Genomic DNA, 20,203 nt, shown 5'->3' on the forward strand with positions numbered 1-20,203 from the left:
CCGTCAGCCGCGCAGCACCCGCCTCGCGAGCTTGCCGGTCGGCGAGTGCGGCAACTGCTCGGCGAATTCCACGCTGACGGGGACCTTGAACCGGGCGAGGTTGCGCGCACAGTGCGCGATCACGTCGTCGGCTTCCAGCGAAGCACCGTCCTCGAGCACCACGACCGCCTTGACGGCTTCGCCGGTCACGTCGTCGCGCACCCCGACGATGGCGACCTCGTGCACCTCCTCGAGTTGCAGGACGACGTGTTCGAGCTCGTGCGGGTAGACGTTGAACCCGTTCACGATGATCAGGTCGCTGGCCCGGTCGACCAGATGCAGGTCGCCGTCGGCGTCGAAGTAGCCGACGTCGCCGGTGCGGAACCACCCGTCGGCGTCGGGGCCGTGCGCTCCGTCCGGCCAGTACCCGCTGAACAGGTTCGGGCCGCGCGCGCTGACCCGGCCGGTGTCGCCGTCGTCGTCCTCGTCGAGCGGGGTGCCGTCGGCGTCGACGAGCCGGATCTCCACACCCGGCAGCGGCGCCCCGACGGAGCCGGGCTTGCCGTGTCCCCCTGCGAGCGTCGTGGTGAGTACCGGACCGGTCTCGGTGAGGCCGTAACCCTCGAAGATCTCCAGCCCCGTCGCGGCAGACACGGCGTGGGCGGTGGCAGGCTCCAGCGGGGCGGCGCCGGAGGTGAGCAGTCGCACGGTGGCCATGCCCTCGCGCAGACGCTGGACGGGGAGCCTGCGCCACGCCTCGTACATCGGAGGCACCCCGGCGACGGTGGTGACCCGCTGGTCCCGGATGACGTCCAAGGCCCCGGTCGCGTCGAATCGGGGCAGCACGATCGCCGTCGCACCGGCTCCTGCCACCTGCAGCAGACCGGGACCGAGGCCGTACGCGTGGTGCAGCGGCAGGGCCACGAGCACGCGGTCGGCAGCGTTGACGGGACGCGGCCGGAGCCGGGCGCACTGATCGAGGTTGGCCAACAGCGCGCGGTGCGAGAGCATCGCGCCCCGCGCCGGCCCCGAAGTTCCGGAGGTGTAGGCGAGGATCGCGAGCGCCTCACCACCTTCCGGGGCGGGGACGTCCGCGGAGCTCGCCGGGTGCGTCTGCGGAGGCGGCAGGGTCACCACCGCCTCACCGGCGTCGGCGTCCGGCCCGCCGACTCGCCCGTCGGAGACGAGGATCCGGGCGCCGCTGTCCTCGATGACCGGCCGCCATTCCGGTTCGGGCGTTCCGGACTGCAGCGGTACGACCGCGGCTCCGGCTCGCAACGCCCCGAAGAGGGCGACGCAGTACTCCGCACCGGCGGGCAGCCGCAGGGCGACCCGATCGCCGGGTGCGACGCCCGCCGCGAGGAGGCGCTGGGCCTCCACCGTGACGGCGATGTCGAGTTCACCCCAGGTCAGCAGCTTCGGTTCCCCTTCGGCGAGTACCTCGACGAGGGCGGGATGCCGGGGGTCGCGCCGCGCCGCGTCGGCGACCAGGCCGGCGAGGTCGGTCGGCGCCGCGTGCTCGCCGGGTACGTCGGGGCAGTCCTCGCGGGCTGTCGTCATGGGTGCCTCCTGCGCACAGGTCCCTGCGGACACTCTTCGCCGCCCGCGGCCACGGGCCGGGCGGAGATCTCGCAGTTTGGCACGCGTGGCCCACATCACCGAACCGCCCGGTGCGAAATATGCCCCAGCCGGAAAGAACTCGAGAAATTTCGCCCCCGAACGCACTACCTACCGGGCAGTAACAGGCCGTATGCTGCTGAACCTACGACTCAGTAGGTACTGCGGTCGACACGGACCGGAACCCGGTACGTGACCGGCCCCGAACAGCACCGAAACGCGACGGCTGCCTCCCCGCAGCCGTTCGCCACCCCCGGCAGGAGGTCGGTCGACGCGATGAGCAGCACACTGGCGCCACCACCCCCCACGACAGACAACGCTTCCGCCGCGACCACGACGGTCCCACCCGACAACTGGACCCAGGTCCGCGCGGCCCAGCGCGGCGACACGGAAGCATTCGGCCAGCTCTACTCCGAGTACTTCCGCATCGTGTACCGGTACGTGCTGTTCCGCGTCACCGACCACTGCCTCGCCGAGGACATCACCAGCGAGACCTTCGTGCGCGGGCTGCGGCGCATCGGCTCGGTGAGCTACCAGGGCCGCGACCTCGGGGCCTGGTTCGTCACCATCGCCAAGAACCTCGTGCTCGACCACATCAAGTCCAGCCGCCACCGGCTGGAAGTGCCCACCGCGGAGATGGTCGAAGGCCCCACCGCGACGTCCGGCCACACCGGACCGGAACATCAGGTCGTCACCTCGGCGGTGCATTCCGAGCTGCTCCGGTGCATCCGGCAGCTCAACGACGACCAGCAGGAATGCATCCGGTTGCGCTTCCTGCACGGCCTGTCGGTCACCGAGACCGCAGCACTCATGCAGCGCAACGAAGGAGCCGTCAAGGCCCTCCAGCACCGGGCCGTGCGCAGGCTCGGCCAGCTCGTGCCGCACGACCTGCGCTGAGGAACCGGACGAGGGCGCCACACCACCCGAAGCACCCTCTAAGCTGTGAACAGAGCTGCTCGGGGTGCCCGCGCACCGATCACCCAGCAGACGCACCGACCACACAGGGACGACGGGGAGGCCCGCGGTGCCGACACGGCAAGGTTCGACCGGTGCGGACCAGGGGCGCGAACCCCACCCGGACATGCCCGTCGACAGTGCGAAACTCGCCGGTCGCGCCTCGGCAGAGGCCGCCGTCGCCGCACCGGAACCGGAGACCACGCTCACCGCCCCCGTGGACCTCACCGCGGGCGCCTTCTTCGACGTCGACAACACGATGATGATGGGCGCGTCGCTGTTCCACTTCGCACGGGGACTCGCGGCGCGCAAGTTCTTCACCGCCACCGACCTCGCAGGCTTCGCCTGGCAGCAGATGAAGTTCCGCGTCGGCGGCATGGAGAACGCCTCCGACGTGCAGGCCAGCCGCGAACAAGCGTTGTCGTTCGTCGCCGGGCGGGAGGTGAGCGAGCTCGTCGAGCTCAGCGAGCAGATCTACGACGAGCTGATGGCAGACCGGATCTGGGAGGGCACCCGCACTCTCGCGCAGCGGCACCTCGACGCCGGCCAGCGAGTGTGGCTGGTGACGGCGACCCCCGTCGAACTCGCCCAGATCATCGCGCGCAGGCTCGGACTCACCGGCGCACTCGGCACCGTCGCCGAGAATTCCGACGGGGTGTACACGGGGCGGATCGCCGGAGAGATGCTCCACGGGCGGGCGAAGGCGCACGCGGTGCGGGCGCTCGCCGCGAGCGAAGGGCTCGATCTGCGGCGGTGCACCGCCTACTCGGACTCGGCGAACGACGTGCCGATGCTCTCGGCGGTGGGAACCGCGGTCGCGGTGAACCCGGATCAGCGGCTTCGCGACGTGGCCCGCTCACGCGGGTGGGACGTACGAGACTTCCGCACCGGACGCAAGGCGGCTCGCATCGGCATCAACTTCTCGCTCGGCGCGGGAGCCGTCGCCGGAGCCGTCGCCGCCGGGCTCGCCTACCGCCGCCGCGACCCCTCCTGACGCACGCTGGTGAGGCGAACGGCACTCTCGCCCCACCACACGAGGCGAAAGTGCCGCTCGCACCACCAACACCGCCATCGCGGCGTGAGGCGAACGGCACTCTCGCCCCACCACACGAGGCGAAAGTGCCGTTCGCACCACCAGACGGGGCGCTGAGTTAGCCGAGGAAGACGCTTCGGCGTTGGGAGAGCAGGCTGTAGAGGGTCTGCTGAATCGTCTCGCGCACCTGGTCGCTGACGTTGAACACCAGCATCGGATCGTCGGCGGCGCCGTCCTCGTACTGGGCGGTGTCGATGGGCTCGCCGAACTCGATGTACCACTTCGACGGCAGCGGCACGGTGCCGAGCAGGCCGAGCTGCGGGAAGGTCGGCGTCACGGGGAAGTACGGCAGCCCGAACAGCCGCGCGAGGGGTTTCAGGTCCCCGATCTTCGGGTAGATCTCCTCGGCTCCGACGATGGAGCAGGGCACGATCGGCATCCCGGTCCGCAGCGCGGCCGAGACGAAGCCGCCGCGGCCGAACCGTTGCAGCTTGTAGCGGTCGCGGAAAGGTTTGCCGATGCCTTTGAATCCTTCCGGCCAGACACCGACGAGTTCACCGGAACGCAGCAGCCGTTCGGCGTCGGGGCTGCATGCCAGCGTGTGTCCCGCCTTGCGGGCGACGGCCCCGAACATCGGCAACCGGAAGACGAGGTCGGCGCCGAGCATCCGGAGGTGGCGGCCATCCGGGTGGTGGTCGCGCAGCGCGACGGTGGTCATCAACGCGTCCCACGGCAGCGTGCCGGAGTGGTTGGCGACCACGAGGGCCCCGCCGGAGGGCACGTTGTGCAGGCCGATCGTTTCGACCCGGAACCACTTCTCGTAGACGGGTCGCAGCGGCGGCACGAACATGTGGTCGGTGAGTTCCGCGTCGAAGCCGAACTCGTCGACGCGGTAGTCGCCGGTGACACGTCGGCGCGCGAAGGCGAGCGCGTCGGCGATGGTGTGCTCCCAGCCGCCCAGCGGTTCACCGTCCCCGTCGACGCCCTCGGTGGAGGTCTGTTCGTCGGGAACGGCGGCCACGTTGCGCGCCCGGCCCTGCCGGTCCCGGCGCGGGCGGTCGTCTCCGTGCAGCGGGATCACCCGCGCATCCGCCATGTCGCCTCCTTCAGCGCAGCTTGGCCACCGCGTCGGTGAGTCCGCGTTCGGCCGCTTTGATCTGGTCCGGGTCGATCCACGGTCGCAGGTCGCGGCCGTGCACGAAGTCGTCGAAAGCCTGTTGTGTCGTCCACCGGGGATGGAAACCGAACCTCTCCCGCAGACGCGTGGTGTCCACGACGCGTCCGAAGTTGAGGAACTTCAGCTGTTCGGTCGAGAAGTCGACGAGCCGGGCACTGCGGAAGAACTGGGAGACGGGGCCGAGCGCCATGTTCGGCACCGACATCGACAGCCGACCGGCCCGCCGGATCGCCTGCGAGAGCATGAGCACGCCGGAGCCGCCCACGTTGAACACGCCGGGAACGTCCTCGAGGGTGGCCTGCTCGAGGACGGCGAGCGCGTCCTCCGAGTGCAGCAGTTGCAGCCGAGCATCGTATCCGAGCACGGTCGGCACGATCGGCAGCGTGAAGTACCGGGTGAGGACCTCGTCGATGCGCGGGCCGATGAGGTTGGTGAACCGCAGGGTGGTGACGTCGACGTCGGGGCGGCGCCTGCCGAATCCGCGTACGTAGCCCTCGATGTCGACGGCGTCCTTGGCGTAACCGGAGGACGGGAGGTCCTTGGGTCCCATGTTCTCGGTGAACACGGCCGGGTCGCGCGGGCTGGAGCCGTAGACGACGCTGCTGGACTTCACGACCATCTTGGTCAGTGTCGGCGCCTTCTGGCACGCGGCGAGCAGCTGCATGGTGCCGATGACGTTCATTTCTTTGGACGTCGCCCGTCCACCGGGCCCGGCCTGGTTGTTCAGCGCGGTGTGCACGACCGTGTCGACCTTGGCGCCGGCGATGACCTTCGCGATCAGCGGGTTGCGGATGTCGGCGCGGACGAACTCGGTGCGCCCCATGCGACGGCGCAGATCACGTCCTGGCGGCACGGTGTCGACACCGAGGACGCGGTCGATGTCGGGTTTCGCGGCGAGCCGCGCGGCGAGGTGACCGCCGAGGAACTGGCTGACCCCGGTCACCAGCACGACGTTCGGCCCCATGCGTCTCTCCCTGCCTAACGCGCCCTCGGATCCTGTTTCCCGGCGCCCGGAGTCACGGTGTTCGTGACCGTTGCGGCGATCGGCCGAAGATGATGCTACCGGTGGCGACTCCACCGTGACGTGACCGTCGCGTAACGGGCTCACGACGGACTGTCGCGAGCAGGAAACCGGCGCGAGGAGGCTCCGGGAACGGGTGGCCCCCGAACGACGAATGCCGCCGGCCGAGTGGCCGACGGCATTCGATCACTTGCCCAACTTGCGACGCTGGACGCGGGTCCTGCGGAGAAGCTTGCGGTGCTTCTTCTTGGACATGCGCTTACGGCGCTTCTTGATGACCGAGCCCATGCGGTTTCCTTCGCTGTCGTCGGTGATTCGAACGTCGACACGTGCCACCGGGCGCCTCGGGACGGCGGGCGGCGGCACGACTGGCGCGGTAGTTTACCCGCCCACCTGCGACGCCGTGACGACACGGTCCCCGGACAGCGGTCGCGACGGTCACGAAGCGTCCGGTCCCGACCGGCTCACCTCGCCGGGAGCCGGATGCCGTTCGTCGCCGGGCCTGCTTCGAGACCGCGCGGATCGGGGCTGTCAGGCACGGTACGCAGACGTGCCGTTCTCGCCTCGTGGCTGACGAGGACGCGTCGACGTGGGGGAGAGGCGCTACCTGATGTCGGCGATCCCGCAGCCGGCCGTGAGGTGAGGTTCCGCTAACGGCAACCGCCAACGCAGATCAATCCGCGCACCCTCGTGCCAGTGCCTTTGTGCGCCCGTAGGGCACGGTCATACGTGACCAGCCTCGACAGGGTGAGGAGCTCCGGCGTTCGTGCCTCGCAAGGCAGGGGTTCTCGCCGCGTACGCGTGGTACTCAAGAGGACCCCAACGCCGCGAAGCACGAACTGGGGCGGTGATACCGGACCGCCCACCCAATCCACAATGCCCTCGTACCTAGCCGGCGTCGTAGTAAGCGCTCTCCAAGTAGGTGTGCACGTCGCTCTCGGCGACACGGAAGGATCGCCCGACCCTGGCGGCAGGAAGCTCTCCCGCGTGCACGAGCCGGTAGACGGTCATCTTCGACACCCGCATCAGGGATGCGACCTCGGCAACGGTCAGGAACGTGACCTGCCCGATGGCCGGGGGCGCTTGCTGACTCGCTTCGTGATTCGCAGACATGCGTCCTCCAGCGCACGCCACGCGCCGCCGGCTTCCCCTCCGGCGGACTTCCGCACGCACGTGCCCGTCGAGAGTAACGGGACGCGAGGGGTGTCTGCGACGTTCGGGGCAAGCGGCCACGCGAGAGGCAGCCCGAATCGGCCCCGAAAGTCATTCCTTCGGGTCGTGTCCTCGCCCGAGTTCGACCGAACGGTCCCGTGCGGCCTCGATCGCGTCGATGAGCGCGGCCCGGACTCCGTGCCGCTCGAGTTCGCGAATGCCGGAGATCGTCGTCCCGGCCGGAGACGTCACCGCCTCCCGCAGCGTCACCGGGTGCCCCTCTTCCCCGTCCCGCAGCATCGCCGCGGCACCCACGGCGGACTGCACGATGAGTTCGGCGGCGACCGCGCGCGGGATGCCGAGCAGGATCCCCGCGTCGATCATGGACTCGACGAGGTAGAAGAAGTACGCCGGACCGGAGCCGGACAGCGCGGTCACCGCATCCTGCTGGGTTTCGGGAACGGTGACGACCTTGCCGACGCTGCCGAGCAGCTCTTCGACCTGCGCGAGGTGCTCCGCGGTCGCGTGCGCACCGCCGGAGATCGCGCTCATGGCCTCCCCGACGAGCATCGGGGTGTTCGGCATGACACGAACGACCGGCACCCCTTCCGGCAGCCGGTGCTCGTAGGTGGTGGTCGGCAGACCTGCGCACAGCGACACCACCAGCGTCGCCGGCGTGAGCACGGTCGCCATCCGGTCCAGCACCGGGTCGATGTCCTGAGGCTTGACGGCGACCACCACGACGTCGGCGCTCTCGAGCGCGGTCGCGACGTCGACGCTCTCCACGCCGTAGCGTTCGGTGAGTTCGGCGGCCCGCTCCGGGTAACGCTCGGTGAACAGCAGGTCCTTCGCGGAGCGGCCCGAGTGCAGCAGGCCGGAGAGCAGCGACTCCCCGATCTTGCCTGCCCCGAGTACGGCGATCGTGGTCATGCGACTCAGGGTGCCAGAGCGTTCCCGGACCGATCGGCCCACGTCCGACCTTCCCGACCAGCGAGATTCACAGATAGCGTGACGGAAACCACAGTGATTCCACCTTGAGCCGAGGGAGTGCCGGTCACCATGTTGAGCACGATGCAGGACAGCCCACTGCTGATCTCCCGGATCCTGCACCACGGCACCACCGTGCACGGCGACGGCGAGGTCATCACCTGGACCGGGGACGAGCCACGGCACACTCCGTACGCCGCTCTCGCCGGTCGGGTCGCGCAACTCGCTGCGGGTCTGCGGGAACTGGGAATCACCGGAGATCAGCGCGTCGGCACCTTCCAGTGGAACAACGTCGAGCACATGGAGGCCTATCTCGCCGTTCCGTCGATGGGGGCCGTGCTGCACACCATCAACATTCGATTGTTCCCCGAACAAGTCACCTACGTCGTCAACCACGCGGAGGACCACGTCGTCCTCGTCGACGCGACGCTGCTCCCGCTGTTCGCGCACGTGCTGCCGTCGTGCGAGACCGTCCGCCACGTCGTCGTGGTCGGGGCCGACCCGCACGCCGAACTCGACTTCGAGCCGCCGTCCGGCGTGCGGGTACACCACTACGAACAGCTGCTGGAGGGACGCCCGACCAGCTTCGACTGGCCCGAGCTCGACGAACGCTGCGCCGCCGCGATGTGCTACACCTCCGGCACCACGGGCAACCCGAAGGGTGTCGTCTACTCGCACCGTTCGATCACGCTGCACTCCATGCAGGTCGGAATGACCGACGCCATGGGGCTCGAGCCCGGCGACCTGTCGCTGGCGATCGTGCCGATGTTCCACGCCATGTCGTGGGGCCTGCCGTACGCGGCACTGACGATGGGCGCGTCGCTGATCATGCCGGACCGGTTCCTGCAGCCGGAACCGCTGGTGGAGATGATCTCGCGGCTGCGGCCCACGAAGGCGGCCGCGGTACCGACGATCTGGCAAGGCGTCCTGCAACACCTCGACGCCGCACCGGCGGACGTCTCCTCGCTGCGGGAAGTGCTCGTCGGTGGAGCGGCATGCCCGCCGTCGCTCATGCGGACCTTCGAGGAGCGGTTCGGCATCAGCATCATCCACGGCTGGGGCATGACCGAGACCTCGCCACTGGGCAGCATCGCGCGGCCTCCGGCGACCGTGTCGGGCGAGCAACGGTGGGCCTACCGGGAGAGCCAGGGTCGTACCACGGCGGGTGTGCAGGCCAGGATCATCGGTGACGACGACGAGGAACTGCCCAGGGACGGCAAGAGCGTCGGCGAGATCCAGGTGCGCGGGCCGTGGGTCACCGGCGACTACTACGACCCGCACGGCCTCGAGCGCGCCGAGAACGCGGCAAAGTTCCACGACGGGTGGCTGCGCACCGGCGACGTCGGCACGATCAGTCCCGACGGCTACCTGCGGCTCACCGACCGCGCCAAGGACGTGATCAAGTCCGGTGGCGAGTGGATCTCGTCGGTCGAGTTGGAGAACCTGGTGATGGCCAACGCCGCCGTCTCCGAGGCGATGGTCGTGGGTGTCCCGGACGAGAAGTGGAGCGAACGTCCCCTCGTGGCCGTGGTGCTCCGCGAAGGCGCGCAGGCCTCACCGGAAGAGCTGCGGGAGTCACTCCGCGGCAGCATCCCCGACTGGCAGCTTCCGGAACACTGGACGTTCATCGAGGAAGCGCCGAAGACCAGCGTCGGCAAGTTCGACAAGAAGCGGCTCCGCCAGAGCCACACCGAGGGAACTCTCACAGTCCACCACCTACGGTGAACCGCCTTGTGAGAGGGAGCGGGTTGATCTGCGTTGGTGGTTCCGTGGCGGAACCTCACCTCGCGGCTGGCTGCGGGATCGTCGACATCAGGTAGCGCCCTACATCACGTCGACGCAGACCAACCCCGCACGACCGTCAAGCCTGGGCCGGGGTGAGGGCGAGCTGGCGGGACTGGCAGACGAGCCGACCGGCCGAGTCGAGGACCATCGTGTCCTCGTCGAACCAACCGCCGTGCACCGCCTTGCAGTCGACCACGAGCCGCAGCCAGCCGTTCGCGGGCCGCGCACGCAGCAGCGAGGTCATCTGGACCGTCGGCGTCCACCCGGTACGACCGAGGTTGAACGTGACCGGGACGGTGAGATCGCCGGCGATGAGCGCGAACAACAGGTCAGCACGACGGTCGCGAGGCCGCGCCCACAGCCGCAGACGCGGCGGCTGCGTGGTGTCTCCGATCAGGAATCCGGCACCGTCGACGTCGATCCGGACGTCGCACGCGCGGTAGACGCCCATCGGTTGGTCGAGCTGAGCGAGGTCGACGCTGTCCGGCGTCGGGTGCGCGGGCATGTCGTCGGGAACGTCCGCCCAGGTGGGGGCACTGTCAGGCAGGACTCCGAAGGTGACCGTCGCTTCGACACAGCTGCGGCCACTCTGTTCGAGCACGGCGCGGACGACGGTCACGGTGCGTCCGGTCTTGAGGGTCTCGGAACGCAGCAGCACCGGCCCGATCTTGGGCGCGCTGAGGTACTGGGCGCTGACCGCGAGTGGAGCGAGATCGTGACCGGGCAGCCCGGCCTCGGCCGCGCGCGTCAGTACCGCTTGCAGGTAGCCGCCGTGCGGGCGGTCGGCGACCGCCCAGTCCGGGTGGAGGTCGGCGATGAAGCTGCCGTCGCCGAGCGGACGCAGCGGTGTGTCGAGGACGTCGTCCGGCACGTCGCTCACAGGACGACCGAATCACGGAACGGATTCATGGCGCGAATTCTACGGGCCGACGACGAAATGATGATCTTGGGATGGCGGTTGGCGACACATGCCACAGTCACGCAACCCACCGGACAACACACCGCCACGAGCCTTACCCGGAGGGTGCGCGGATTGATGTGGGGCGAGGTTCGTCCGCGCTACGCAGACCAGCCACCCGCGGCGAGGAGGGTGCTGAGGTTCCGCCACCCGACCACACACGCACACCCTCCCCCCTGACGAGCACTATCCCGGCACGGGTTGCAGGTGGAGCTGGGCGAACACCAACGCCTCGGCCAGCTGTGCCTTGCGCTCCTGCTGCGTCCGAGCCTTGCGGGTGTTCACCTCGAGTACCACAGCCCCGGTGAACCCGCCGTCCGCGAGTGCCTCACACACCTCAGCGCACGGCATCGAGCCCCGTCCCGGGACGAGATGTTCGTCGCGAGGCGCTCCCGTGCCGTCCGCGAGATGCACGTGCGAGACACCGTCGCCCATCCGGTCCATCAGCTGGCGGACATCGGTGTGCGCGGCCGCGGCGTGGGAGACGTCCAGCGTGTAGTTCCGGTATCCGACGTCGGTCGGGTCGGGTGAGGGCGTGAACGCCGACAATCCGGCCGAGCGGCCGTTGCGCAGACGGCTCCACGAGTTCGGCGGACGAACCGGGAACATGTTCTCCACCGCGACGTCGACCCCGCTGGTCTCCTCGAGCTCGGCGACCAGCTCGTCGAACGACTCCGCGTACCGCCGCTGCCACCGGAACGGTGGGTGCACGACCACCGTGGACGCGCCGAGGTCACTGGCAGCCACGATCGCCCGGCACAGCCGGTCCTGCGGATCGGGCGACCACACCCGTTGCGTGATCAGCAGGCAGGGCGCGTGGATCGCCAGGATCGGCATCCGGTAGCGATCGGAGAGTCTGCCGAGCGCGGCGATGTCCTGGCTCACGGGGTCCGCCCACACCATGACCTCGACGCCGTCGTAACCGAGTTCGGCGGCGATTTCGAACGCCGCCGACGCGGGCTGCGGCCACACCGAGGCAGTCGACAACCCGATCGGAATCGGCGCGCCGCCCGACGCATCGAACGGCCCTGGCCGGGTGAGCCGGACGGCGGCGTCGGTCGCATCGCTGTCAGCGGTCATGTCCTGCCCTGCGCGGGGATGTCGTCGGTCGTGGCGGACCCTCGTCGAGCGACGCGGGAGTTCCTGGCGTCATTGCCCGATGAGCAGCAGCGCAGCCGGTGAGACCGTGCACACCAGCCCGACCAACACGGCGAGCAGCACGGTCTGCACGTCGTCGCCACGGAGGAACTTCCGCGCGACGAGCACGAGCGCACCGGTGACGACCAACGCCGCCACGAGCGCCGCGACCGGAATGGTGATCCACAGCCACCGGAAGCAGACCCACAGGATCCCGCCGCCGACCAGGCCAACGCCCATCTGGGCGGCGAACGTCGCCCACTCACGGCCCGGCGACGCCGACTCCTCCGAGTCGTCGTAGTCGTCGTCGCCCATGCCCGCAGGCCTGTCGTCGGGGTACTCGTCGAACTCGTCGTAGTCGGCGGCGAACTCATCGCCGTCGGCGTACGCGTCGGCATACCCGTCGAACTCGGAGTTCCCGTCCGCGTACGAGTCGTCGTAGCCGGTTGCGGTCCCGAACGGCTGCTCGTGCGCCTGGCCGCCGTACGGATCGTAGGGATCTTGCTCGGCCGCACGAGGCAGGTCACCACCCGAGGCGTACGGGTCGTTCTGCGGCACCGGGACGACGGCCGTGCCCTGCTCGTCGGCCGCGTCGACGGGCGGAAACTGTTCGGTGTGCCCACCGTCCTGAGCCGGATTCTGTGGATACAGGGCGGGCTGGCGGGTGGTTTGTTCCTGGTCGGGGGCCGCGGGAGCGGACGCCTGCGCGGAGGCTGCGGACGTCGGCCCCCCGGCAGCGGCCGCGAACCGTTGAGCCCACACGTTGGCCGAGGGGCCACCGGGCGCTTCGTCCTCGGAAGGCTCCTGCTGCGCCGGATCCGCCGGTTGCCTACCGGGTGCCGCGGCGGGCGGGGCAGACGGCGGCGGTCCGGACGGCGCAGGCGGTTGCGAAGCCGGTACCGGCGGTCCTTGGACGCGCTGCGACTGGGAGGGCTGCTGCGGCTCGGGGGGCTGTGCACTGCCGGGCGGCTGAGCACCCTGTTGGGCGCCCCCCGGCTGCTGGGCGGGTGGGGGCGATGCGAGCGGCGGCTGTTGTTGAGTCGCGGGATGCTGCGGTTGCTGTCCCGCAGGCGCTTGCGGTGGTGCCGACGGCTGCGGCGGTGCAGTTGGCTGCTGCCCTGCGGGTGGTTGCTGTCCGCCAGGCGCCTGCTGCGCTGCTGGTGGCTGCTGGGCCCCGGGCGGCGGTGCCGGCGCGGACTGCTGCGCGGCCGGGCCGGAGGAGGACTGCGCGTTCGGCGACACCGGGTGGCCGTCCGCGTCGACCGGCCGCATCTTTCCGCTGTCGGACAGGACCCGGTCGATGATCGCGTGCGGCGCGGTTTCCGTGGGATCCTCGGCGCGACGGCGGCGACGTCGGGTGCCGGTCTTGCCCGAGCTGTCCTTGCCGTACTCGGCGAGCAGCTCGGCGACCGTGCGTTGCCCGGGCTGCTCGGACCCGCTGTCGCGATTCATCGATTCCACCGTGCCCCGTACTGCGCCTTCCGTCCAGTGCCCTGATCAGGTTGTGGGGGTTCACCCACCACTGTGTGCTCCCCGCCACCGTTCGGAGCCTTCTGGTCCTCGCCGTTGGCGTGGTCCAGCCTCCGAAGGATGATTCCCTCGCGCAACGCCCAGGGGCAGATGTCGAGTTCCCGGAGTGACAGTGCCCGCATGGTGGCATCCGCCACCAGCGCACCCGCCACGAGCTGGTGGGACCGGGCGGAACTCACCCCGTCGACGGTGGCGAGGTCCTCGGCGGACATGCGGGTGATGAAGGCGAGCAGCTGACGCAGCCCGGTGTCGGTCAACGAACGGCTCACGCGCTGACCGGCGGAGTTCGGGGCCGCGCCGGTGAGGCGGGCGAGGGTGCGCAACGTCTTCGACGTCGCGACCACCTTGTCGGGTTTGCCCTGCTTGCGGAAGCGTTTGGCGACGTCGGAGAGCCCGTCGTCGAGACGTTTGCGGAGGTCCTTGAGCTCGTCCGGACTCGGCGGGTCCTCCCGAACCGTCCGGGACAGGCGCCCCGCGCCCAACGGCAACGACACCGCCATGTCGGGGTCCTCGTCCACACCGATCGCCATCTCCAGCGAGCCGCCGCCGATGTCGACCAGCAACAGGCGGCCCGCCGACCAGCCGTACCACCGGCGTGCGGCGAGGAACGTCAATCGCGCCTCGTCCCTGCCGGAGAGCACCCGCAGCTCGACGCCCGTCTCCGCGTGCACCCGATCGAGCACCTCGTGGGAGTTGTCGGCGTCCCGGATCGCCGAGGTGGCGAAGGCCATCAGTTCCTGGCACCCGGCATCGAGCGCGTGCCTGCGTGCCGAGTCGACGGAGCGAACGAGTTCGTCGGCCCCGTCCGCGTCGAGCGTGCCGGTCTGGCCGATGCGCTCCGAGAGCCGCAGCGCGTTCTTCTCCGACGACATCGGCGTCGGGTGGGCACCACGGTGTGCGTCCACCACGAGCAGGTGGACGGTGTTGGATCCGACGTCGAGCACCCCTAGGCGCATGGCGGACAACCTACCGCCAGCGGCGCCACCGTACGCACACCACCAGCACAGCGTGGCTCACGTCACGTCGCGAGCGTGGCCGGCCCGGCGCGACAGATTTCCTCGCCGCTACGCAGATCAGCCACCCGCGGGTTCTCAGCACCCTCCTCGCGAGGACAGCGATTCTCGCCGCGTAGGGCGCTACTCAAGAAATCGATCCCGCAGCGAGCAGGGCGGGAGAGGTTCCGCCCCCGACCCACCACGCAGACCGACCCGCGCACCCGCTGAGCTCAGCTCAGACCTCGAACTTGTAGCCGAGCCCGCGGACGGTGACGAGGTACTTCGGCTCCGCCGGGTCCGGCTCGAGCTTCGCCCGCAGGCGTTTGACGTGGACGTCGAGGGTCTTCGTGTCGCCGACGTAGTCGGCACCCCACACCCGGTCGATGAGCTGCCCTCTGGTGAGCACCCTGCCGACGTTGCGCAGCAGGTACTCCAGCAGGTCGAACTCCTTGAGCGGCAGGCTGATCTCCTCGCCGGAGACGGTGACCACGTGGCGCTCCACGTCCATCCGTACCGGGCCCGCTTCCAACGCGTCCTGCTCCGGTTCCTCGGCCTCACCGCCGCGGCGGAGCACGGCCCGGACGCGGGCGATGAGCTCCCGCGCCGAGTACGGCTTGGTGATGTAGTCGTCGGCGCCGAGTTCGAGTCCCACGACCTTGTCGATCTCGCTGTCCCGCGCGGTGACCATGATCACTGGCACGCCGGAGCGCTGCCGGAGCTGCTTGCACACGTCGGTGCCGCTCATCCCGGGCAACATCAGGTCGAGCAGCACGATGTCGGCACCGTTGCGGTCGAACTCGTCGAGCGCGTCCTGGCCGTTCGTCGCGACGGCGGGCGTGAACCCCTCCTTGCGCAACATGAAGGTCATTGGATCGGCGAAGGACTCCTCGTCCTCCACGATGAGCACCCTGGTCACCGGACTCCTCCCGTTTCGACGGCCTGCTGACCGTGCGCAGTGTCGGCGGCGCGCCGCACTGGTGTCGTGTCGTGGTCCGCCTCGTGGACGTCGGCGTGCACCACGGCGTGCTTCGGCACTCGGAGCGTGAAGGTCGAGCCGGTTCCGGAGCGGCTCCACAGTCTGACCTCGCCACCGTGGTTGGCGGCGACGTGTTTGACGATCGCCAGCCCGAGCCCGGTGCCTCCGGTCGCCCGGGACCGCGCGGGGTCGACGCGGAAGAACCGCTCGAAGACCCGCTGCTGATCCTGCTCCGGGATGCCGATGCCCCGGTCGGTGACCGCGATCTCGATGTGGTCGTCGGCGAGCTTGCGGCTGACCGACACGGACGAGCCTGTCGGCGAGTACGAGATCGCGTTCGTGACGAGGTTGCTCAACGCGGTGGACAGCAGCGTGCGATCGCCGTCGACCTGCAGCCCGCTGGGCTCGTCGAGGTTGACCGTGATGTCGTTCTGCTCGGCGGCGACCTTGCAGCGGCCGAGCGCTTCCTCCACGACGTCGTCGACCTCGACGGTGGTCATCTCCGGGAGCCGTTCGGCGCCCTCGAGCCGCGACAGCGCGATGAGTTCGGAGACCAGGGTTCCGAGCCGGGTGGACTCGTGCAGGATCTTGTCGGAGAAGCGGCGGACCTCGTCGGGGTCGCCCGCGGCGTCGATGACGGCTTCGGCGAGCAGCGCGAGCGCGCCGACGGGCGTCTTGAGTTCGTGGCTGACGTTGGCGACGAAGTCGCGCCGGGTCGCTTCGAGTCGCACCGCGTCGGACTCGTCCCCCGCGTCGACGACCGCGTAGCCGTCGCCGAGTGGTCGGACCTCACCCAGCACGGCGGCCGGTCCGCGGCCCCGGAGGGTGCGGTTCAGCGGCGAGAGGTCGACGGCGACGCGATCTCCCGACTCGACCGCCTGTTCGGCCGCCTTGCTTGCTCGCGGGTCCGCGTGGCTGTCCTTGATGAACCCGAGTTCGACGGCCTTCGGGTTGTGCAGGACGACGTCGCCGAACTTGTTGAGCACGACGATGCCGTTGCCGTTGGAGTGCACGAGCCGTTGCAGTAGCTCTGCGACGGTGGGCCCGTGCTGTTGGTTTCGCTCCCGCCGAGCGAGCAGGCGGGTGAGCAGATGGCCGCCCGCGATGCCGAGCGCGAGAACGACGATCAGCAGGGCGGCGTAGCCCAATGTGGTCACGTCTGCATCGTAAGCAGGTCCGCCCGGTCCGGGGCCAGAGTGCACGCCGGTTCCGTGACACCGGTGACACGACGAGGGCGGGTTCTTCATCTGCACGTCACTCGGGGTGCAGGGACCGTTCACCCTCGCTCGGAAGACGTCCACGAATCAGGGACGCTTGCGACGCTGTGCAGCGACTCACCCTGAGTATCACCGTGTCGAATGACACCCATTCACGTGATACGCGAGCTCGCGGGAGTTGATCTGCCGTGGCGGTTCCGTTGCTGGCTGCGGGGAAACTGTCGGCACCTGCGCCGAGAATCTTCCCGCTGCGTACGCACACCGACCACCGGCGGATTCTCAGCGCCCTCTTCGCGGGAACAGCGATTTCGCCGCGTAGGCCACTACTCACGAAATCGATCGCCGCATCCTTCGGAGGGCACTGAGGTTCCACTACCCGACCCACCGAGCAAGACCCTCGGTCAGAAATTCTCAGTGGGCCGGGCGGACTCAGCGGCCTTGGCCGGCGACGGCGGCGGCCGCGTCCGCGGCCGCGTCGGGGTCGAGGTAGGTGCCGCCCGGATTCTTCGGGCTCAGACTCTCGTCGAGGTCGTAGCGCAGCGGGATGCCGGTCGGGATGTTCAGCCCTGCGATGTCCGCGTCGGAGATCCCGTCGAGGTGCTTGACGAGCGCGCGCAGCGAATTACCGTGCGCGGCCACAAGGACGGTCCTGCCCGACCGCAGGTCCGGGACGATCGCCGACTCCCAGTACGGCAGCAGCCGCCCCACCACGTCCTTCAGACACTCGGTGCGCGGCACCCCGTCGCCGAGGTCGGCGTAGCGGGGATCGGCGTCCTGACTGAACTCACTGCCCGGTTCGATCTCCGGCGGCGGCGTGTCGTACGAGCGGCGCCACAGCATGAACTGCTCCTCGCCGTACTCGTCGAGCGTCTGCTTCTTGTTCTTGCCCTGCAGTGCACCGTAGTGGCGCTCGTTGAGGCGCCAGTCGCGCCGGACCGGGATCCAGTGCCGGTCGGCGGCGTCGAGGGAGAGGTTCGCGGTGGCGATCGCGCGGCGCAGCAAAGAGGTGTGCAGCACGTCCGGCAGCACCCCTGTCTCCCGAAGCAGCTCGCCGCCACGCTGGGCTTCCGTCTCGCCCTTCTCCGAGAGGGGAACATCCACCCAGCCGGTGAAGAGGTTCTTCGCGTTCCATGTGCTTTCGCCGTGCCGTAGCAGCACCAGGGTCCCGACTGTCATGCGTTCAGGCTAACGTCGGCGCCGCGCCTCGCGAGCGCGACCGAGTCGCCCGGCACGGGAAGCACGACCGCGCCTCGGCCGCGGCAGTGCGTTTTGGTTGTGCTCGTCATCGGAAAGTGACCGAATCTCTGAGGCTCGTTCACCCAATCAGTGACACTGATCACGATTCCTGGACGACGCGGGACAGAGTGAGGTCACGGCGTTACGTTTCTTGCCTAACGTCACTCGAACGGAGCAACGTGTCGGGCTTGTGGCCCGGTGCGTGACTCTGCGAAGTTGACAACGCTCTCCTTGATCGGCTCCCACGCACTCCCCGATCTTGAGAGGGCGTGAGTGCGACCCGTCATCCCCCGTCGGGTCGCACCCCGCCAGGCCCTTGGGTGCCCCCCGCCCAATCGGGCCTGCACGGCGGGAAGTCCCATCGTGGGGCGGCTCGAGCTCGTGACTCCCCCTCTCTCCCGAGCCGCCCCGCGTGGGACCCCGAGCATCCGCAGAGCGCGCGGGCTAGTCTGCATGGGTTGTTCCGTGGCGTACCGGAAATCGACCCGCACACCCTCTTATCGCTCGTCGAGCGGCAGGACGGGTCCATCGCGCTCCACCAGACCGCGGAACGCCTGCAGGTTCGCGAGCGACTCACCGCGAGACTCGCGCCAGCCCCACTCACGGCGGATCGCCGTCGCGAAGCCCAGCTCCAGCAGTACGTTGAAGTCCCCGTCAGCGGCCTCCAGGACCTGCCCGAGGATGCGGTCCAGCTCCGCGTCCGTCACCGACTCCGGAGCGAACCGCCCCACCAGGTAGATGTCCCCCGCGTCGTCGATCGTGTAGTGCACCCCGTAGAGCCGCGCGTTGCGGCGCAGTAGATACCGGTAGACGTCCTCGTGCGCCTCGTCCGGTTGCCTGCACACGAACGCCTCCACCACGACCGCGTGCTCGGCGACGACGATCCAGCAGTTCGTCTGGAGCTTCTTCGTCCCCGGCAACGTGACGAAGAACCGCCCGTCACCCTTCAGCTCGTAGCTCAACTCCTGCGAGTCGAGCGTGCTCCGAATGATCTCCGCCGGTGCGCTCACGCCGTGGCCTCCTCGGTCGCGAAGCGGGCATGGAAAGCGGCAGTGGCCTGCGCGTACGTGTCCAGCAGCGCTTCCGTGGTCCGTTGCCAGGAGAACGGCTCCGCGTGCGTCGTCGTACCGCGCGCCAACCGGGACCGCAGATCGGGATCGAGCACGATGCGCTGCAGCGCGTCCGCCCACCGGCCCGGGTCGTGGCCGTCGACGAGCAGGCCGGACGTGTCGTGGTCGACCGCCACCGCCAGGCCGCCGACCCGGGCTGCAACGACCGGGGTGCCGCACGCCTGCGCCTCCAAGGCGACCAGGCCGAAGGATTCGTTGTGGCTCGGCACCACGACCGCGTCGGCGGCCCGGTACACGGCGGTGAGGTCGGCGCCGGAACGCGGCGGCAGGAACCGGACCACGTCGTCGATGCCGAGCGACCGGGCCAGCTCGTGCAACGACTCGGGGTGTTCCAGTCCGGTGCCGGACGGTCCGCCGACCACCGGCACGACCAACCGGTCACGCAGCTCGGGCCGCCGGCGCAGCAGCTCGCCGGTCGCTCGCAGCAGGACGTCCGGTGCCTTGAGCGGCTGGATCCGGCCGACGAACGCGAGGACGTGCGCATCCTGGGGAAGTCCCAGCTTCGCCCGAGCTTCCCGCGCGTCGCCGGGGGTGAACACGTCGAGGTCGACACCGGGCGGCACTGTCGCGATCGTGTCCGGGTCCGCCCCGTACAGCTCGACGAGGTGGCGGGCTTCGAGGTCGGTGTTGGCCACGATCCGGTCGGCGTCGTCGACGACCTGCTCCTCGCCGACGACTCGCACACGCGGCTCCGGGGTGTCTCCAGAGGCGAGAGCGGCGTTCTTCACCTTCGCGAGCGTGTGCACGGTGTGGACCAGCGGAACGCCCCAACGTTCCCGTGCCAGCCAGCCGACCTGCCCGGACAGCCAGTAGTGCGAGTGCACGACGTCGAAGTGGCCGGGCGCGTTGCGGGCCTCGGCCCGGAGCACGCCGGCGGCGAAGGTGCACAACTGGGCGGGGAGGTCGTTCTTGTCGAGCCCCTCGAACGGTCCCGCGACGACGTGCCGCACGGTTACTCCCGGCACCAGCTGCGCCGTCGGAGGCACGTCCGAGGACGTGGCGCGGGTGAAGATCTCGACCTCGGTGCCCAGTTCCGCCATCCGGCGTGCGGTCTGGGCCACGTAGACGTTCATGCCGCCCGCGTCTCCCGTGCCCGGCTGTTCCAGCGGCGAGGTGTGCAGGGACAACACGGCGGCGCGGCGCGGCCGGAGGCGTCGCGGTCTGGTGGTCATCGGCAAACCCATCGGTCGGAACGAGGCACGGTGCTGCTCACTTCCGACGCTGTACGGAGGCTGATCATTCCCGGTGACGGCACGGGTGAGCAGGTCCACTCGCGGGGCGTTGGCCGATCGATCGGCGCGGTGCCACACCCTCGACGT

The 20,203-nt window shown here is 69.6% G+C and carries 18 protein-coding genes; 3 read left to right on the forward strand and 15 right to left on the reverse strand.

The window, feature by feature from the left end:
- Nucleotides 1-3 precede the first annotated feature (3 nt).
- Nucleotides 4-1,539: an AMP-binding protein gene (locus tag GIY23_RS20980; RefSeq protein ID WP_154078234.1), complete on the reverse strand. Its 1,536-nt coding sequence runs from the start codon at nt 1,537-1,539 to the stop codon at nt 4-6.
- A 333-nt stretch (nt 1,540-1,872) separates the two neighbouring features.
- Here GIY23_RS20980 and GIY23_RS20985 point away from each other — a divergent pair, with 333 nt between their 5' ends.
- Nucleotides 1,873-2,493 carry a sigma-70 family RNA polymerase sigma factor gene (locus GIY23_RS20985; RefSeq protein ID WP_154078235.1) on the forward strand — a complete coding sequence of 207 codons (621 nt, stop codon included), beginning with the start codon at nt 1,873-1,875 and terminating at the stop codon, nt 2,491-2,493.
- Nucleotides 2,494-2,677: 184 nt separating this feature from the next.
- Nucleotides 2,678-3,544 (forward strand): HAD family hydrolase, encoded by an 867-nt coding sequence (locus tag GIY23_RS20990; protein ID WP_154079023.1) that lies wholly within the window; start codon nt 2,678-2,680, stop codon nt 3,542-3,544.
- A gap of 157 nt (nt 3,545-3,701) precedes the next feature.
- Here GIY23_RS20990 and GIY23_RS20995 read toward each other — a convergent pair whose 3' ends face one another.
- From GIY23_RS20995 to proC, 5 genes are all read right to left on the reverse strand, one after another.
- Nucleotides 3,702-4,679: a lysophospholipid acyltransferase family protein gene (locus GIY23_RS20995; protein WP_154078236.1), complete on the reverse strand. Its 978-nt coding sequence runs from the start codon at nt 4,677-4,679 to the stop codon at nt 3,702-3,704.
- Nucleotides 4,680-4,689: 10 nt separating this feature from the next.
- The gene (locus GIY23_RS21000; protein WP_154078237.1) at nt 4,690-5,724 is read right to left on the reverse strand and encodes an NAD-dependent epimerase/dehydratase family protein; all 1,035 of its coding nucleotides are present in this window, start codon (nt 5,722-5,724) and stop codon (nt 4,690-4,692) included.
- Between the two features lie 243 nt (nt 5,725-5,967).
- Nucleotides 5,968-6,069, reverse strand: coding sequence for a 30S ribosomal protein bS22 (locus tag GIY23_RS21005; RefSeq protein WP_003402602.1), 102 nt, complete (start codon nt 6,067-6,069; stop codon nt 5,968-5,970).
- Between the two features lie 600 nt (nt 6,070-6,669).
- Nucleotides 6,670-6,894, reverse strand: coding sequence for a helix-turn-helix domain-containing protein (locus tag GIY23_RS21010; protein ID WP_154078238.1), 225 nt, complete (start codon nt 6,892-6,894; stop codon nt 6,670-6,672).
- Between the two features lie 150 nt (nt 6,895-7,044).
- Entirely contained in the window at nt 7,045-7,863 is an 819-nt protein-coding gene (gene proC, locus GIY23_RS21015) for a pyrroline-5-carboxylate reductase (protein WP_154078239.1), read from the reverse strand.
- Nucleotides 7,864-7,992: 129 nt separating this feature from the next.
- On the opposite strand from proC, the gene GIY23_RS21020 reads away from it, so the two are divergent.
- Nucleotides 7,993-9,645 (forward strand): long-chain fatty acid--CoA ligase, encoded by a 1,653-nt coding sequence (locus tag GIY23_RS21020; RefSeq protein WP_154078240.1) that lies wholly within the window; start codon nt 7,993-7,995, stop codon nt 9,643-9,645.
- Between the two features lie 136 nt (nt 9,646-9,781).
- On the opposite strand, the gene GIY23_RS21025 is transcribed toward GIY23_RS21020, so the two are convergent.
- From GIY23_RS21025 to mshA, 9 genes are all read right to left on the reverse strand, one after another.
- The gene (locus GIY23_RS21025; RefSeq protein ID WP_154078241.1) at nt 9,782-10,585 is read right to left on the reverse strand and encodes a thioesterase family protein; all 804 of its coding nucleotides are present in this window, start codon (nt 10,583-10,585) and stop codon (nt 9,782-9,784) included.
- A gap of 264 nt (nt 10,586-10,849) precedes the next feature.
- Nucleotides 10,850-11,743 (reverse strand): sugar phosphate isomerase/epimerase family protein, encoded by an 894-nt coding sequence (locus GIY23_RS21030; protein WP_154078242.1) that lies wholly within the window; start codon nt 11,741-11,743, stop codon nt 10,850-10,852.
- 69 nt (nt 11,744-11,812) lie between these two features.
- Nucleotides 11,813-13,252 (reverse strand): hypothetical protein, encoded by a 1,440-nt coding sequence (locus GIY23_RS21035; RefSeq protein WP_154078243.1) that lies wholly within the window; start codon nt 13,250-13,252, stop codon nt 11,813-11,815.
- Nucleotides 13,249-14,286 (reverse strand): Ppx/GppA phosphatase family protein, encoded by a 1,038-nt coding sequence (locus GIY23_RS21040; protein ID WP_154078244.1) that lies wholly within the window; start codon nt 14,284-14,286, stop codon nt 13,249-13,251. The genes GIY23_RS21035 and GIY23_RS21040 overlap by 4 nt, the downstream gene beginning before the upstream one ends.
- Before the next feature lie 274 nt (nt 14,287-14,560).
- Nucleotides 14,561-15,241 (reverse strand): response regulator transcription factor, encoded by a 681-nt coding sequence (locus GIY23_RS21045; RefSeq protein WP_154078245.1) that lies wholly within the window; start codon nt 15,239-15,241, stop codon nt 14,561-14,563.
- Nucleotides 15,238-16,458 carry a sensor histidine kinase gene (locus tag GIY23_RS21050; RefSeq protein ID WP_407646792.1) on the reverse strand — a complete coding sequence of 407 codons (1,221 nt, stop codon included), beginning with the start codon at nt 16,456-16,458 and terminating at the stop codon, nt 15,238-15,240. Before GIY23_RS21050 ends, GIY23_RS21045 begins: the two co-directional genes overlap by 4 nt.
- A gap of 489 nt (nt 16,459-16,947) precedes the next feature.
- Nucleotides 16,948-17,694 (reverse strand): phosphoglyceromutase, encoded by a 747-nt coding sequence (locus GIY23_RS21055; RefSeq protein ID WP_154078246.1) that lies wholly within the window; start codon nt 17,692-17,694, stop codon nt 16,948-16,950.
- Nucleotides 17,695-18,251: 557 nt separating this feature from the next.
- Nucleotides 18,252-18,764: a type III secretion system chaperone family protein gene (locus GIY23_RS21060; RefSeq protein ID WP_154078247.1), complete on the reverse strand. Its 513-nt coding sequence runs from the start codon at nt 18,762-18,764 to the stop codon at nt 18,252-18,254.
- Nucleotides 18,761-20,062, reverse strand: a complete 1,302-nt coding sequence (gene mshA, locus GIY23_RS21065) for a D-inositol-3-phosphate glycosyltransferase (protein WP_407646882.1) — start codon at nt 20,060-20,062, stop codon at nt 18,761-18,763. Before mshA ends, GIY23_RS21060 begins: the two co-directional genes overlap by 4 nt.
- Between the last annotated feature and the right edge of the window lie 141 nt (nt 20,063-20,203).

It is taken from the genome of Allosaccharopolyspora coralli (genome assembly GCF_009664835.1).
In the GTDB taxonomy this organism is placed as follows: Bacteria; Actinomycetota; Actinomycetes; order Mycobacteriales; family Pseudonocardiaceae; genus Allosaccharopolyspora; species Allosaccharopolyspora coralli.

Bases quoted from the DNA above. Each gene is read 5' to 3' on its own strand.
- GIY23_RS20980 (WP_154078234.1), bottom strand. From the start codon at position 1,539: ATGACGACAGCCCGCGAGGACTGCCCCGACGTACCCGGCGAGCACGCG.
- GIY23_RS20985 (WP_154078235.1), top strand. From the start codon at position 1,873: ATGAGCAGCACACTGGCGCCACCACCCCCCACGACAGACAACGCTTCC.
- GIY23_RS20990 (WP_154079023.1), top strand. From the start codon at position 2,678: ATGCCCGTCGACAGTGCGAAACTCGCCGGTCGCGCCTCGGCAGAGGCC.
- GIY23_RS20995 (WP_154078236.1), bottom strand. From the start codon at position 4,679: ATGGCGGATGCGCGGGTGATCCCGCTGCACGGAGACGACCGCCCGCGC.
- GIY23_RS21000 (WP_154078237.1), bottom strand. From the start codon at position 5,724: ATGGGGCCGAACGTCGTGCTGGTGACCGGGGTCAGCCAGTTCCTCGGC.
- GIY23_RS21005 (WP_003402602.1), bottom strand. From the start codon at position 6,069: ATGGGCTCGGTCATCAAGAAGCGCCGTAAGCGCATGTCCAAGAAGAAG.
- GIY23_RS21010 (WP_154078238.1), bottom strand. From the start codon at position 6,894: ATGTCTGCGAATCACGAAGCGAGTCAGCAAGCGCCCCCGGCCATCGGG.
- proC (WP_154078239.1), bottom strand. From the start codon at position 7,863: ATGACCACGATCGCCGTACTCGGGGCAGGCAAGATCGGGGAGTCGCTG.
- GIY23_RS21020 (WP_154078240.1), top strand. From the start codon at position 7,993: ATGTTGAGCACGATGCAGGACAGCCCACTGCTGATCTCCCGGATCCTG.
- GIY23_RS21030 (WP_154078242.1), bottom strand. From the start codon at position 11,743: ATGACCGCTGACAGCGATGCGACCGACGCCGCCGTCCGGCTCACCCGG.
- GIY23_RS21035 (WP_154078243.1), bottom strand. From the start codon at position 13,252: ATGAATCGCGACAGCGGGTCCGAGCAGCCCGGGCAACGCACGGTCGCC.
- GIY23_RS21040 (WP_154078244.1), bottom strand. From the start codon at position 14,286: ATGCGCCTAGGGGTGCTCGACGTCGGATCCAACACCGTCCACCTGCTC.
- GIY23_RS21055 (WP_154078246.1), bottom strand. From the start codon at position 17,694: ATGACAGTCGGGACCCTGGTGCTGCTACGGCACGGCGAAAGCACATGG.